The 13,723-nt window shown below is 33.3% G+C and carries 15 protein-coding genes and 1 tRNA gene; 6 read left to right on the plus strand and 10 right to left on the minus strand.

Going from position 1 to position 13,723, the window contains the following annotated elements; genetic code table 11:
• Nucleotides 1–80: 80 nt before the first annotated feature.
• The 6 genes from ABJI11_RS16600 to ABJI11_RS16625 all read right to left on the minus strand — a co-directional run bounded on the left by ABJI11_RS16600 (nucleotide 81) and on the right by ABJI11_RS16625 (nucleotide 5,004).
• Nucleotides 81–944 carry a GNAT family N-acetyltransferase gene (locus ABJI11_RS16600; RefSeq protein ID WP_348354719.1) on the minus strand — a complete coding sequence of 288 codons (864 nt, stop codon included), beginning with the start codon at nucleotides 942–944 and terminating at the stop codon, nucleotides 81–83.
• 32 nt (nucleotides 945–976) lie between these two features.
• Nucleotides 977–2,176: a glutamate-5-semialdehyde dehydrogenase gene (locus tag ABJI11_RS16605; protein WP_348354722.1), complete on the minus strand. Its 1,200-nt coding sequence runs from the start codon at nucleotides 2,174–2,176 to the stop codon at nucleotides 977–979.
• Nucleotides 2,176–2,964 carry a glutamate 5-kinase gene (gene proB, locus ABJI11_RS16610; RefSeq protein WP_348354725.1) on the minus strand — a complete coding sequence of 263 codons (789 nt, stop codon included), beginning with the start codon at nucleotides 2,962–2,964 and terminating at the stop codon, nucleotides 2,176–2,178. Before proB ends, ABJI11_RS16605 begins: the two co-directional genes overlap by 1 nt.
• On the minus strand, nucleotides 2,957–3,772 hold the full coding sequence (gene proC / locus ABJI11_RS16615) for a pyrroline-5-carboxylate reductase (protein WP_348354728.1): 816 nt from the start codon (nucleotides 3,770–3,772) through the stop codon (nucleotides 2,957–2,959). The genes proB and proC overlap by 8 nt, the downstream gene beginning before the upstream one ends.
• Before the next feature lie 42 nt (nucleotides 3,773–3,814).
• Nucleotides 3,815–4,006: a hypothetical protein gene (locus ABJI11_RS16620; protein ID WP_348354731.1), complete on the minus strand. Its 192-nt coding sequence runs from the start codon at nucleotides 4,004–4,006 to the stop codon at nucleotides 3,815–3,817.
• A 137-nt stretch (nucleotides 4,007–4,143) separates the two neighbouring features.
• Nucleotides 4,144–5,004 (minus strand): RNA polymerase sigma factor RpoD/SigA, encoded by an 861-nt coding sequence (locus ABJI11_RS16625; protein WP_348354734.1) that lies wholly within the window; start codon nucleotides 5,002–5,004, stop codon nucleotides 4,144–4,146.
• 369 nt (nucleotides 5,005–5,373) lie between these two features.
• On the opposite strand from ABJI11_RS16625, the gene ABJI11_RS16630 reads away from it, so the two are divergent.
• From ABJI11_RS16630 to ABJI11_RS16655, 6 genes are all read left to right on the plus strand, one after another.
• Entirely contained in the window at nucleotides 5,374–7,026 is a 1,653-nt protein-coding gene (locus ABJI11_RS16630; protein ID WP_348354736.1) for an ATP-binding protein, read from the plus strand.
• Between the two features lie 325 nt (nucleotides 7,027–7,351).
• Nucleotides 7,352–7,885: an AraC family transcriptional regulator gene (locus tag ABJI11_RS16635; RefSeq protein WP_348354739.1), complete on the plus strand. Its 534-nt coding sequence runs from the start codon at nucleotides 7,352–7,354 to the stop codon at nucleotides 7,883–7,885.
• Nucleotides 7,886–7,923: 38 nt separating this feature from the next.
• On the plus strand, nucleotides 7,924–8,364 hold the full coding sequence (locus tag ABJI11_RS16640; protein WP_036156688.1) for a response regulator: 441 nt from the start codon (nucleotides 7,924–7,926) through the stop codon (nucleotides 8,362–8,364).
• Between the two features lie 130 nt (nucleotides 8,365–8,494).
• Nucleotides 8,495–10,426, plus strand: a complete 1,932-nt coding sequence (locus ABJI11_RS16645; RefSeq protein ID WP_348354742.1) for an ATP-binding protein — start codon at nucleotides 8,495–8,497, stop codon at nucleotides 10,424–10,426.
• Nucleotides 10,427–10,549: 123 nt separating this feature from the next.
• Entirely contained in the window at nucleotides 10,550–10,711 is a 162-nt protein-coding gene (locus ABJI11_RS16650; protein ID WP_348354745.1) for a hypothetical protein, read from the plus strand.
• Nucleotides 10,702–11,697, plus strand: a complete 996-nt coding sequence (locus ABJI11_RS16655; protein ID WP_348354748.1) for an AraC family transcriptional regulator — start codon at nucleotides 10,702–10,704, stop codon at nucleotides 11,695–11,697. Before ABJI11_RS16650 ends, ABJI11_RS16655 begins: the two co-directional genes overlap by 10 nt.
• A 182-nt stretch (nucleotides 11,698–11,879) precedes the next feature.
• On the opposite strand, the gene ABJI11_RS16660 is transcribed toward ABJI11_RS16655, so the two are convergent.
• The 4 genes from ABJI11_RS16660 to ABJI11_RS16675 form a co-directional block, all read right to left on the minus strand.
• Nucleotides 11,880–12,323: a response regulator gene (locus tag ABJI11_RS16660; protein ID WP_348354751.1), complete on the minus strand. Its 444-nt coding sequence runs from the start codon at nucleotides 12,321–12,323 to the stop codon at nucleotides 11,880–11,882.
• 207 nt (nucleotides 12,324–12,530) lie between these two features.
• On the minus strand, nucleotides 12,531–12,962 hold the full coding sequence (locus ABJI11_RS16665) for a BLUF domain-containing protein (protein WP_348354754.1): 432 nt from the start codon (nucleotides 12,960–12,962) through the stop codon (nucleotides 12,531–12,533).
• Nucleotides 12,963–13,095: 133 nt separating this feature from the next.
• Nucleotides 13,096–13,169 (minus strand) — tRNA-Arg (locus ABJI11_RS16670).
• Nucleotides 13,170–13,275: 106 nt separating this feature from the next.
• Nucleotides 13,276–13,722: a MarR family winged helix-turn-helix transcriptional regulator gene (locus ABJI11_RS16675; RefSeq protein WP_348354757.1), complete on the minus strand. Its 447-nt coding sequence runs from the start codon at nucleotides 13,720–13,722 to the stop codon at nucleotides 13,276–13,278.
• Nucleotide 13,723: the final 1 nt, after the last annotated feature.

The following is a 13,723-nucleotide window of genomic DNA, read 5'->3' on the forward strand; positions in this document are numbered from 1 at the left end:
ATGAGACAATAGATAAAATGTGCCGATATGAATAGTTCATATTCACATCGGCACATTTTAAAAATCTAAATTAAATAAGATTACGGTTTACTTTGTTCGGGCTCTTTAAAATACCAGACATTCATACTTTCTAAAGTATCTCTGACCATACAATTATTGTTCAAGGTTCCAGCAAAAATGAACCCGTGCTTACTAAAGGTAATGTTTAATCCGTAAGATGTAGATCTAACCATGGTATATATAGTTTTGCACGCAAAACTTTTCATTTTCTCCTTAATGTCTTGCACCAAGAAGTATGATAGATTTTGGCCTCTGTAATCTGGGTGTGTTACAAAATCTACAATTTCCATATTACCCTCTTCCTTGTTAATGCCAATGATGGCAGAAACAAGTAATTGTCCATTTTGAAAAAGCCCATAGAACTCATGATTTAATTCTTTTAGCTTTGAGAAATAGGTAACATCTTTAATTTGATTTGGATGATATTTATATGCTTTGTTATGTAAAGTTTCAAGCAAATGAAACTCATTACTCGCAAGCTCTCTTAAAGTCATATTTTCAGGCATATGAAAATAGGAATCAGAATCTGGTTTGTTGGCAGCTTGGGCAATAGATTTTACTGTAGCAATCGTCTTAGCTATTTTATCATTATACCCATGGCGTTCTTTGTTGATATAATCCGCTAGAAAATAACCATCAGTGGTGCCATTATATAAACCTGGAATTTTGGCTTCTATCTCAAAGCCTTTTGACTTTAAAATAGCTGCTTTTTCTTCGGATGTCTTACTTAGAATTTTTTCATATTGCTTCTCGTTTGCAAGAGTCTTCATTTTTTGAAGCAAGTTGTCCAAGTCAACATTATCGGCTTGAGAGAAATAAATACGTTTATGCATGTTGCCATGGTAAACCAAAGCACCGTCTATGTTTTCAATTGTTTCGAACATAAATTTCGATTATCAGATAAAAATTGCGTTAACTATTCACGAATTTGACCATCACCAAATACATAATACTTGTTGGTGACCAATTGTTTTAACCCTAAAGGACCACGGTGATGCAATTTGTCTGTACTAATAGCCAATTCTGCACCAACACCCATTTGTCCGCCATCTGTAAAACGCGTTGACGCATTTTGGTATACAGCCGCACAGTCTACTTCTTCCATAAATTGTAGGGCCGTGTTTTTATTTGAGGTCATAATTGTAGCAGAATGTCCGCCAGAATTATCATTTATTTTTTCAACTGCTTCATCTAAAGATTCAACTGCACCTAGACAACACTTCATAGCAAGAAATTCTTCTTGCCAGATAGAATCATCTTGAATGCGTTGTGCGTCTTTTAGAACAGAATTTACATTTGTATCTACTAATGTTTCTACGCCATTTGCATTTAAAAGTTGGTAAATATCCGTTAGTTTTTGCTCGTAATTCTCAATTTTAGAATTGATCAAGATTTTATCAAGAGCATTGCAAGCCGATATTTTCTCGGTTTTGGCGTTCATGATGACTTTTATGCTTTTCTCCCAATCTGCTTCTTTATCTACAAACAAAAAATTGTTACCTCTACCGCTCACCAATACAGCACATTTGGCATGTTCTTTTACAAAACTGATCAAACGTTCACCGCCTCTTGGTACTATAAGATCAAGTTTTTCAGTTGGGTTTCTTAAAAACTCTTGCGTTTCTTCCCTATTCATGGTCAATTGTTGAATAAACGCTTCTGATAATCCGTTTTCTTCAAGAGCTTTATGCCAAAGTTTTACCAGAATGGTATTACTGTGCAGAGCTTCTTTACCACCTTTTAAAAGAATTTTATTGTTTGCTTTAAAAGCAAGAACCGCAGCTTCTATAGTGACATCTGGTCTAGATTCATAAATAATCATTATTGTACCAAAAGGAGCTGTTTTATTACTGATATCCAACCCGTTGTCTAAGTGTTGTTGAGAAATTACTTTGCCTACGGGATCGTCTTGAGACATTACCTTTTCTATAGAACCGATCATACCATCAATTTTGTTGTTGGTTACGATAAGCCTATCGTACATGGCTTGATCATCCTTCTCAAAAAGATTAAGGTCTTTCTTGTTAGCGTCTAATATGCTACTTCGGTTTTCATCCAAAAGGCGCATCATGCTGTTTAAAACCTTGTTTTTTATTTCCGTTGAAATTATTTTCATTATGCTTCTACTTTTTCTTCTAGGGTTACTTTCGTACCCACATTTTTTCCTTCTATAATATCAATTATTGTACGCTCTTTTTTACCATTTGCAATGTATGTCGGTATATTTTTGGCTGCTGCCTGTTGAGCATAATCTAATTTAGACCCCATGCCACCACGGCCTTCTCCTGCTTTTTTATTATTATCCTGAATAAATTTATCTAGATTTTCCTCAGGGTTCACATGAGTTATAAGATTACTGCTTTCTGCATTTGGGTGACCGGTATAAAGACCGTCAATATCTGTTAGGATAATCATTTTGTCTGCGTCGATAAGTTGTGCAATTAAACTTGCTAGCTCATCATTATCTGAAAACATACTCATGGTAACCGAAACTGCATCATCTTCATTTGCAATAGGAATTACACCTTCAGATAATAATCCTTCTACACAATCAATCATATTCTGTCTATGCACGCCTGGCGTAAAATCTCGCTTTGTCGGTAATACCTGAGCGCACTTCATTCCGTAATCATGAAAAATATTATAATATAAACGCATCATACGCGGTTGCCCAATGGCCGAGTATACTTGTCTACGTTGCGTATCATCCTCAATAGCTGAGGCACCTAAAACTTCACGTCCCGCAATAACGGAGCCAGAAGAAACTAGCACGGTTATAATATCTCTTTCATATAATTCTGCAATTTGTTGTACCAAATTTCGCAATACCGGTCTCACAATACGATTGTCCTTATTGGTCATTACGTTAGTGCCTACCTTAATTACTATTTTCTGTTTATACATTTACTTTTTCTTTTCCAAGTTCTACTGCACGTTCAAATGCTGCGAACGCTGCTTCCTTGATTAGTTCTCCTACATTGTTATTTTCCATAGAATCTAGCGCTGCCCGTGTAGTACCACCTTTACTGGCAACTTTGTCCATCCAAGAGTTTGGGGAAAGTTCGTTTTGATTAAAAAGCTCAATGGCACCGGTAAAGGTCTGTGCTACCAATACTTTTGAAACCTTTGGGGTAAAGCCCATTTTTAGAGCAGCTTCCATCATACTCTGCATGAAGTAAAATACATATGCAGGACCACTACCGGAAATACCTGTGGAGGCATCAATGAAATTCTCATCACTAACCAAAACAGATTTACCTGTTGTGTCCAGTAGACTTTCTATAGTCAGTAACTCAATTCTGGTAACATCTTCAGAAGCAACAAATGAAGTCAACCCTTTACCAATTTGTGCCGGTAAATTAGGCATGGCACGTACTATTTTTGTGAGTCCGGTTAAATTTTTAATCGTTTCCATGGTAACCCCTGCCATAATGGAAATAAGAATTTGACCAGGTTTTACAAGAGAGTTCAATTTTAAAAATACGCTCTCTGCATGGTAAGGTTTAACTGCTATAAAAATGATATCAGCCTCTGGAGCACATTTCTTTAAGTCATCAAAAGCATCAAATTGTGGGTTCTCGCGTAATGCCTCTAGCTTCTCTTCAGAAGTATCTAGCACCATTATATTTCTCTTCTTAAGTAATTTTGATTTCGACATGCCTTCTGCATAAGTCAAGCCCATGTTGCCGGCTCCTATTACTAGTATTTTCATGAATTCAATTTTAATTATTGGATTATATGTATGACTGTATAATTAGATAAATAACATTTTTTCGACAGCGTTGTTTTTACGTCTGTGATATATTTGTCTGTAGGTGTGTAAAGTTTTTATAGGTATACCCATAAAGTATTTTGTGATTGAGGTGACCTTAGACTTTTTTAGTCCGTTACGTGTTCTGTACAATTCTTTGGTGTTGCTTTCTCTTCTGATGTAAAATAATTTCATGTAATGGTGTTATAAATAATAACATAACATATGCCTTACCAACTCCAAATTAGAGTTGTTAAGTTTGTGTTATTGTATTTTAAAGGATGTTAATAATAAACAGTGTGCTAGTTTTAGCTTTGTGATGGCGTAGTGTTTTACAGGTAAGCGCGTAGAATTTCTGTATTAGACGTGCGGCGTAAAGATTTTAAACCTTTGTCTTTTATTTGACGTACACGTTCTCTGGTAACGTCAAAAACCTCACCTATTTCAACTAAGCTCATAGCAGGCTGATTGCCAAGACCGAAGAAGAGACGAAGAACATCGCCTTGCCTTTCGGGTATTTTCTTTAAAACTTGATTAATATCGGTTTCCAATGATTCTTCCATCATCTCTTTGTCTGGGCTATTCAGTTTTGTAGATTCTAGAACATGATATAGAGAAGAAGATTCCCCATCTTTAAAAGGAGCATCTAATGAAATGGATTTACCTGAATTTTTCAAAGAGCTTTTTACTTTTGAAACATTCATATCTAATTCTTTTGCAATTTCAGAAGCACTAGGTGCTCTTTCGTTTTCTTGTTCTAGAGTAGAGTATACTTGATAGATTTTAGAGCTAGTTGCGATCTTGTTCTGTGGTAAACGTATAAGTCGAGATTTATTGGATAGCGCCTGAAGTATAGATTGACGGATCCACCAAACAGCATAGGATATAAATTTAAATCCCCTAGTTTCATCAAAGCGTTTTGCAGCTTTTACCAGACCTAAATTACCTTCGTTTATAAGGTCTGTAAGACGTAGACCTCTATTTTGATATTGCTTCGCCGCAGATACTACAAACCTTAGATTGGCGCTCACTAATTTATCTAACGCTTTCTGATCACCCTCACGAATTTTTTTTGCCAATTCTACCTCTTCGTCTGCAGTAATCAAATCTATTTTACTGATTTCTTGAAAGTATTTTTCTAATGATTTAGCATCTCTGTTCGTAATTTGTTTAGTGATCTTTAATTGTCGCATAGAATAAATTAAGGTTAAACTATAACATAGTATAATATTGTTAAAATGCAAGAAATTGATCTATTTTATGATTTATTTGACTATTTTAAAGGGTTTTTTGTTTGTTTTAGGGCTAAAAACGGTGATTTTTGAAAATTTTGATTTTATAGTTTTAATTATAAATTTTGTGAATTACTACCGATTTTTTTATTCTTAATGCAGAATAATCTAATTCTACTTTATTGAGTTAAATATTCCTTTTTAAAATTGCTTAATTTGTAGACCATGCTCTTGTAAGTAATTCATATAACAATTATACTGGTGTTACTTTGCAGAGGCTTGTGTTCAATGTTTTAATCCTTAATTTAGAGACTTTAATTCTGCATCCTTATGAACAAAAAATTTCATTTTCTTGATGATGGTGGTGAAATGGGTAGGTTAATGCGAGAGAAAGATTGGTCTCTTACTCCGTTAGGTGAACCAAATGGTTGGCCACAGAGTTTGCGCATTACCTTGAACATTATGTTGAACTCACCTTTTCCTATGTTCTTGTTTTGGGGAAATACTTTGAAAAGTTTTTATAATGATGCATATAGACCTATTTTAGGAGATGATGGTAAGCATCCAAAGATATTAGGGTTAAACGGAAAGGAAGCTTGGTCAGAAAGTTGGAGTGATGTAGAACCTATGCTGAAAATAGTAACCGAAAAAGGGGAGTCTATTTGGAAGGAGAATTTGATGGTTCCTATTTTTCGTAACGGTCAAATGGAGGATGTTTATTGGACATTTAGTTATAGTCCGGTAAAAGATGAAGCTGGTTGCGTTTCTGGAGTTTTGGTAATTGTGACAGATACAACAGAAGCTGTATTGGCAGAAAGACGTTTAAAAGAGAGTGAACGCAGGTTTAGAGAAGTTGCAAATTTATCTCCTGTATGGATCTGGATTACTGATAATGAAATTAATATTCAATATTCTAATCGTGCTTTATTAGAATATGTGGGTGTAGAAAATGAATCTGACTTTACAGGTCAGGTATGGATAGATGTGGTACACCCTGATGATCTGGATATTGTATTCAAAGGGTTTGGAAAAGCTGTTGAAGATGAGTCTGGCTTTACATTAGAATATCGCGTTAAAAGAAAAGAAACCGGTAATTATGAATGGTTTAAAGTTTTAGGAGCTCCTAAATTTGAAGAAGGTAAAATGGTCGGTTTCATTGGTACGGCCATGAACATTGATAAACAAAAATCATTTTCTGACCATCTAAAGAAAGAAGTAGATATACGTACTAGAGAACTTGCAGATAGTAATGATAAGCTAGAGGCAATGAACAAAGAGCTTCAGTCTTTTGCATATATCTCTAGCCATGATTTGCAAGAACCGTTACGTAAAATACAAATGTTTTCAGAGGTGTTGATGGAGAACGAATTTGATAAACTGTCCACATCTGGCAAGGTAAAATTCGAAAAAATACAATCTGCTGCGAACAGAATGCAATCACTTATAAATGATTTACTTTCTTATTCTAGAACGGACACTGAAAAGAGGGTGTTTGAAATTGTAGATTTAAAAGATGTAATTACAGATGTTAAGAATGATTTAGGGGATGAACTTAATCATAAACATGGTAAAATTACTTTGTTGAAATCTTGTAAAATAGAGGTAGTACCCTTTCAGTTTAGACAGTTAATGTATAATCTATTATCTAATTCTATAAAGTATGCAAAGAGTGATGTCTCGCCTGAAATTATTATAGATACAGCAATTGTTAAAAATGCAAAATCTATTGATAGTAGTTTAAAAAACAAAAAAGAATATGTTCAAATTACTATTACCGATAATGGTATTGGGTTTGATGAACAGTTTGCTGAAAAGATTTTTGAAGTATTTCAACGTTTACATTCCAGGCAAGAATATGTTGGTACCGGTATAGGATTGGCAATTGTTAAGAAAATTGTGCAAAATCATTTCGGAGTGATAAGTGCTACGGGAAAATTAAATGAAGGCTCTGTTTTTGTAATTGTAATGCCTAAGGCACAATAGAAACACCACGTTTAAAACTTATTGTCAAAGGTATCTTGGAGTTTCTTGATAATGTAGAAGTTGTAGAAAAAAACACTGAGGAAAAAACTGTACCAGTAAGATAGATATACTGGTATATGCCGAATCAGTTTTCATAATTTGTTAATAATTTAGTTGTGTTTCAATAAATTAGAGGAAACAAATTGTATGTTTTATCTTACAATTAAATTTATTTTCTTATTCAGGCTCAATTGTAGTAATAATTTATTGTATTTTGTTATAGAATCTATGGTTAAAATGATAATTTTACCAGCTTAAATGTGGCGAACTAATATTGATGTATTTAATGGAATATAGTTTCATATATAGCCCTGAAAAAATGGTTAATGAAATATTTCAAAGAACCATGGTCGCTGCAGGAGTTGATTTTGAAATTTTGCATGATAATACTGTTAAGCTACCTGATAATTTAAGTGATGACAAGCTTCAATTTATCATAAAGGAACTTAATAGTTTTGGTATAAAAGTTCAGACGAAAGAAAATCGTGATATTGTTGAAGAAATCAAGATTTACATTAAGAAAATGGTTTATGAGGGCGATATTAGAAATGTAAAAATATCAGAATTACTTTCTAATCAATTGGGATTTAGTTATCCATATCTTTCAAATTTATTTTCTAGTAAAACATATACCTCAATAGAGAATTTTTATATTTTAGTACGCATAGAAAAAGTGAAGGAATTAGTGCTATTAGAGAATACAAGTTTAAGTGAGATTGCTCACAACTTAAATTTTAGCAGTGTTCCTCATTTATCAAATCAATTCAAAAAAGTAACTGGATTAACCATCACCCAGTACATTAAGTTTAGAAAAAAGTAAGAAGAACGGTTCTTCTTTTCAATACATGAATAGTGAAAATGGATAAATTAAAAATACTTCTCGTTGATGACGATGAAGACGACAGACAGTTTTTTGCAGATGCATTGGAGGGAGTTGAACTCAATACAGAGCTACGCCAGTTAGAGAACGGTAAAAGTTGTATGGAATTTTTGCTTAGCGATACTGATAATACGCCAGATTTGGTTTTTCTAGATTTGAATATGCCAATTATGAACGGATTTGAGTGTTTGGAAGCGATAAGACGTACACCTCATTTAAAAGATTTGTTAGTAGCAATTTACTCTACATCTTCAGCAGAAAGAGATATTGAAGAAACCTTTGAAAAAGGTGCCAATATTTACATTAAAAAACCATCAAGTTTTAGTGAGCTTAAAAAGTCATTGAAACAAGTAGTTAAAATGAATTGGGCTTATCACTTAAACGATTTCAAAAAAGAGAATTTTTTATTGAAGATTTAAGTTTTTTACACCCATTACAGTATTAAAGTTGTTTCATTAGGAACAACTTTTTTTGTTTTAGCACCAAGCAAGTCGTATCATAATCATTTATTTCGCAGTACCTTAACAAAGGCTTGAAAAGTTATATAGTATGGAGAATAGTTTAGCAGATGACATTTTTAAAACAATGGTAGATAATGCCGACACTGCTGTATTATATACTGAGCCATTGGTGCTTAATTCATTAAATGCAAAAGAATACCTGGTTAAGTATGCAAACCAACAAGCGCAAAGTTTCTTTGTGATATCTCCTGATAGTAATGAAAATTATACTTTAGAAGAAATCGTGAAATATGATGAACTTTTAATTTTGGCTAATAAGGTTCTTGAAACGAGTGAAGATGAAAATTTTAGTATTATAGTTAAAGAAGCAGATAGCATACTTAATTATCATGTTAGAATAAGATCATTTCATAAAGGTCTTTTGTTCGCTTTATCTTTAATTAAGCCGAAATTTATAACCGACAAAGAATCTAAGCTTCCCTTAGGTAATTTAAAGTCAAGAAATAGAGAACTTGAAATTTCTAATCTTTTTGGTATACGGGTTCTGGATAGTAATGATAGTATTATCACCTATTTAAAACCGGTATTTAATACCACAGGCAATGTTAATGACTTTCGTATTGACTATATCAATAATCGTATAGGAGAGATAGCCAACGACGATTCTGCGTTTATAGAAGGTAAGACCATTTTAGAATATTACCCCAAAAACTTGGAAAACGGCGTACTAGAAATTTTAGCAGAATGTTATAAAACCGGTGAGAATAAAGAATATACAAAAGAGTTCATTTTCAATGAAGAGTCCGTATGGCTAACCACCAAGGCAGTTAAAATGAATGACGGGCTTATACTGTTTTCTAAAGATGTTACTCAAGAAAAGAAATATGAAGCGCAGTTATTTATACAGAACAGGTTGTTGTCAGAAGCGGAACACGTAGCCAATATTGGTAGCTTTAGATGGAATTTGGTCGAAGATCAAATTAAGTATTCTGATAACGTTTATAGGTTGTTTGGTTATGATCCCAATGAGTTTGATAATAAATATGATCGCCTGCTAACATTTTTACATCCAAATGATATTGAAAAAGTAAAATCTAGTTTTAAGGCGGCTAGAAGAAATAAGTCTAAAACAGACTTGGTATTTCGTGTTTATACGAAATCTCAAGAGTTAAGATATATGAACACTATTGGCGAATGCTACCAGAAAGAAGGAAGTTGGTATATGGTTGGTGTTATCAGGGACGTTACCAAACAAATTGAAGCAGAATCTATACTCCAGATAAAGAATACAGAATTAAAACGTACAAATGCCGATTTGGAGGCATTTAATCGCGTGGCTAGTCATGACCTTCAAGAGCCGTTGCGTAAAATACAAATGTTCGTTAGTCGATTAGATGAAGAAGAAGAGGGGCGTTTAAGTAATAGGTCCCAGGGGTACCTGTCCAAAATTAAATACTCTTCTGATAGAATGCGTAACCTAATCAATAACCTTTTATCTTATTCAAAAGTAGATGAGGTAGGTGAGCAGCCCAAAAGAGTAGACTTAAATGATGTATTGAAAAATGTTTTGGAAGATTTAGGGGAACGTATTAATGATTTAGATGCTAAAATTGAATCAGTAAGCTTACCGGTGGTAAACGGTGTTCAATTTCAATTAGAACAATTATTCGCTAACCTTATAGGTAATTCACTCAAATACATAAAGGAAGGAGTGCAGCCTAATATTAAAATTTTGGGTAGTATAGTCAGTGGTAACAAAACAGAAGTAGACACTTTACTACCGAGTATTAATTACGTTAAACTGCAATTCATTGATAATGGTATAGGGTTTGAAAAAAAATACCAAGAGAAAATTTTCGAAATCTTTCAGCGCTTACATGGTAAAACAGAATTCTCTGGTACTGGGTTGGGGTTATCTATATGTAAGAAAATTGTACAGTCCCATAATGGAACAATTTTGGCTAAGGGGGAATTAGATAAAGGAGCAGAATTTACTGTTTACCTTCCTACATTACTATGATCTAAAGTGTATTACATCATTTTAATCCGTCTTCTTAAAATTGTGTAACAGCTTCTAAAAATGTTGTAACACAATTACGTGACATAGGCTGCATCTTTGTATCAACAAGAAATGTAAGCCTTTATGAATAATCTTCAATATGCTAGAGTAGGTGCTGTAAGAAGCAAAAGTTCTTACAACCAAGCCTCAACTATACAAGTTAATACTTCTAGTTCTTCAGATGCTTTTAAAGCACAAGCGGCTACATTAAATAATAACCATATAAACAATATATCATGCAAGTAGTTCATAATCAGTTAAGTTATTTCAATAGTGTTTTAGGAGGAAGTATCTCTAGTTTTCAGGGAGATCGTATACTTCAATATGATAATGATAAAGGAACAGGTAGAATACAGACCGTTTCATTGGGGTCGGGAATTTCTTATGCTGAATATGATTTGGATTTGAACGAAGATTTTAATTTCGATTTAAAATTAGATCAAAATCGTAGTTTATACTTTATATACTGCTTAGAAGGTAGTTTTAGATTTTCTAAAGGTAAAGAAAACAATAAAGTGGAAGCTTTGCAGACAGTAGTTGTAGGTGGCTCTAATGAAACTATCAATATAAAATTAAGAGAAGGGACTAAGTCTAACTTGTCAATTATTAAAGTAACACAAGATGGCGAGGCGTTAACCAAAAATGCTAATAATAACGAGTTGTATGAGAAATTGTTTACGCAGTTCTTGAATGAAGATGGTAGTGCTCATATTGGGACCTTTAACCTTAAAATAAAAGAACAGTTATTACAGATTAGATCAATTACTCAGGTAGGTTTGGTTAGAAAATTACTAATTGAAGGAATTGTAAACTTCACTTTAGCATTAGAGATTTTACATTGTAAGCAAGATATTGAGAGCAGTGGTCAGGTATCTACTATGTTGACCAAAAAAGAGTTGTTGAGAATAGAAGAAGCAGTCAATGCAATAAAAAGAAAGCCAGAGTTTCCTTATACGGTAACGGATTTGAGCAAAGAATATGGTCTTTCACCAACAAAACTACAAGAAGGATTTAAAGTAATGGAAGGTACTACGGTAACTAACTTTATTAGAAATGAAAGATTAATCCTAGCTGAAGAATTAATACAGACTTCTGATATGAACATCTCAGAGATTGTATATTCAATAGGTTTTACAAGTAGAAGTTACTTTTCTAAAATCTTTAGAAATAAATTTAAATGTACACCAAAGGCATACTTAATGAATATTAGAAACGTATCGCTTTCGGCATAAGATAAAATATGTGAAAATGATAAGGCCGGCTCTATAGAGCTGGCTTTTTTTGTTTTATGCAATTATGTAGAAAGCACACTATAAAAGGTAGTTTGAGAATTAGAGTGTGATAGAAATTAGATAACCAACTAAACTGAATTAGTTAGTAATGTGCATTAATGTGAATAATAGTAAATAGTTGCTTAAATAGAAATGACAAACTCTCTTTCTGGTTTGTTATGCTCAGAGTTATCTACGTATCTCAGGCATTTATGTAATAGCGTTTTAAGCTGATTATATGAAGAAGGTTTCTGTAGATATAAAGACGCACCCATTTCATCTAGGCGGGTAATTTCTTTTGGGTGATATGATGTGGAATAAATAATTACAGGAGTATCTGCGTATTTTTCAAGATCACGAATATCGGCAAGACATTCAAATCCATCCATCATAGGCATCTTTAAATCTAAAAAGATAACATCTGGTTTTTCAATATCGTTGGATAGCAAACCTGCCATTAGGTCTACACCGTTGTTAAACTCAGTTATTTTAGTTTGTATTGGGATTTCTCTCAATGCATCGGAAAAAAATGTTCTGTCGTCACTATCATCATCAGCTAGGAAGACATTTAGTACAGTTTTGCTCATGGCAATTTATAATTTAAACTCTAAATATTTTTCTTCAAAAAAAACTTGAAGTAAGAATTTCTTTCAAAATTCAAAAGCAAGATAAAAATTGAGGGTGTTCTTCAGTGATGCGATTGATTTTAAAAATAGCTCAATACCTAATTTATAACGTTAGCATAAGAGCACATATTACTATTTTGAGTTAAAATGTATAGATGAAATTTGAAGTTACATAGGTGGTTCTGAAATCATGGTTTTAATTTTCTTCCAGAATTGTTTTGAAGTAACATTGGTAGGTTCAATAAGGTCTGCCATTAAAATTAGGTTTCTCTTAAATTGTTCATACTCATATTTAGTAGTGTTGTTCTCGTCAATAGGGTAATAGGCCATACCCCAATTAGGAAAAGTCCTTTTACTAATTTCATCGTCAGAGAACAAAGTAACATTTTTATGCCTTGGATCTTTTTTGATCTTGTCATAAAGTTCATTGATCTTTTTTTTGCTGCCTTCTAAAAGTTGAACAAAACCTCCTTTGTAATATATAAGGCATCCGGTAATATCGTCCCTTTTATTATTGGCACGAGCTTTTTCAAGAAGCTCTTCCATTTCCGCGGTTTTTAATTTATTCGTGGCAACAGATTCATATGTCAATGTATACATATTGTTGAAATTATCCTTAATGGGCAAAAATAATAAAAATGCTAAAAATGAAGCATACCATTTAAAAAGATAGTAAAAGGTAAGGCTAAGCAAATATTAGGCAACAAAAAAGCCCCTAGAAGGGGCTTTTGAGTGATCGCAGGAGGATTCGAACCTCCGACCGTCTGCTTAGAAGGCAGATGCTCTATCCAGCTGAGCTATGCGACCGACACCATTTTTTCAAATGTGGGTGCAAACTTAGTGATTTTTATAGACTGGTAAAACGAAAATCAAACAAAAATTTCAATATTTTTTTGATATGCTTAAATTATGACTAAGAACGACCTTCATATTGGTCAAAATTTTCCCATAGCTGATCAAGAACTTTATAGAAAATTTCAAACTCTTCTTCGGTGATACCCAGTGTACTAACTTTTCTTAAATCGGTAATAAAGGGCATTACTTGTTTAATAAGAGCGGAACCTTCTTCAGTTATTACAAGTTTGTATCTTTTTTGATCATCTCTAAATCTAGACTTCCTTAGGAAGCCTTTTTTACATAATCCGCTAATAACTCTAGAGGTTGTAGCCCTATTTCTGAAGTTAGATTTGGCAATATCTGCCTGTGAAGCATCTTTGCCCTCTAAATGTACACGTTGTAAAATTACCCATTGCTCAATGGTAAGATCAATATTATTCTCTGCAAATACCTGTAAAAAGGTACTTTGAACCTTTTTTAGGGTGCGATCAATGTAAACTCCAAATCCTTCCGTCCTGTCCATA

Source organism: Maribacter sp., assembly GCF_039968975.1.
In the GTDB taxonomy this organism is placed as follows: Bacteria; Bacteroidota; Bacteroidia; order Flavobacteriales; family Flavobacteriaceae; genus Maribacter.

Excerpts from the sequence above, each read along its gene's own strand:
- ABJI11_RS16600 (WP_348354719.1), bottom strand. The coding sequence starts at position 944 with ATGTTCGAAACAATTGAAAACATAGACGGTGCTTTGGTTTACCATGGC.
- ABJI11_RS16605 (WP_348354722.1), bottom strand. The coding sequence starts at position 2,176 with ATGAAAATAATTTCAACGGAAATAAAAAACAAGGTTTTAAACAGCATG.
- proB (WP_348354725.1), bottom strand. The coding sequence starts at position 2,964 with ATGTATAAACAGAAAATAGTAATTAAGGTAGGCACTAACGTAATGACC.
- proC (WP_348354728.1), bottom strand. The coding sequence starts at position 3,772 with ATGAAAATACTAGTAATAGGAGCCGGCAACATGGGCTTGACTTATGCA.
- ABJI11_RS16620 (WP_348354731.1), bottom strand. The coding sequence starts at position 4,006 with ATGAAATTATTTTACATCAGAAGAGAAAGCAACACCAAAGAATTGTAC.
- ABJI11_RS16625 (WP_348354734.1), bottom strand. The coding sequence starts at position 5,004 with ATGCGACAATTAAAGATCACTAAACAAATTACGAACAGAGATGCTAAA.
- ABJI11_RS16630 (WP_348354736.1), top strand. The coding sequence starts at position 5,374 with ATGAACAAAAAATTTCATTTTCTTGATGATGGTGGTGAAATGGGTAGG.
- ABJI11_RS16635 (WP_348354739.1), top strand. The coding sequence starts at position 7,352 with ATGGAATATAGTTTCATATATAGCCCTGAAAAAATGGTTAATGAAATA.
- ABJI11_RS16640 (WP_036156688.1), top strand. The coding sequence starts at position 7,924 with ATGGATAAATTAAAAATACTTCTCGTTGATGACGATGAAGACGACAGA.
- ABJI11_RS16645 (WP_348354742.1), top strand. The coding sequence starts at position 8,495 with ATGGAGAATAGTTTAGCAGATGACATTTTTAAAACAATGGTAGATAAT.
- ABJI11_RS16650 (WP_348354745.1), top strand. The coding sequence starts at position 10,550 with ATGAATAATCTTCAATATGCTAGAGTAGGTGCTGTAAGAAGCAAAAGT.
- ABJI11_RS16655 (WP_348354748.1), top strand. The coding sequence starts at position 10,702 with ATGCAAGTAGTTCATAATCAGTTAAGTTATTTCAATAGTGTTTTAGGA.
- ABJI11_RS16660 (WP_348354751.1), bottom strand. The coding sequence starts at position 12,323 with ATGAGCAAAACTGTACTAAATGTCTTCCTAGCTGATGATGATAGTGAC.
- ABJI11_RS16665 (WP_348354754.1), bottom strand. The coding sequence starts at position 12,962 with ATGTATACATTGACATATGAATCTGTTGCCACGAATAAATTAAAAACC.
- ABJI11_RS16675 (WP_348354757.1), bottom strand. The coding sequence starts at position 13,722 with ATGGACAGGACGGAAGGATTTGGAGTTTACATTGATCGCACCCTAAAA.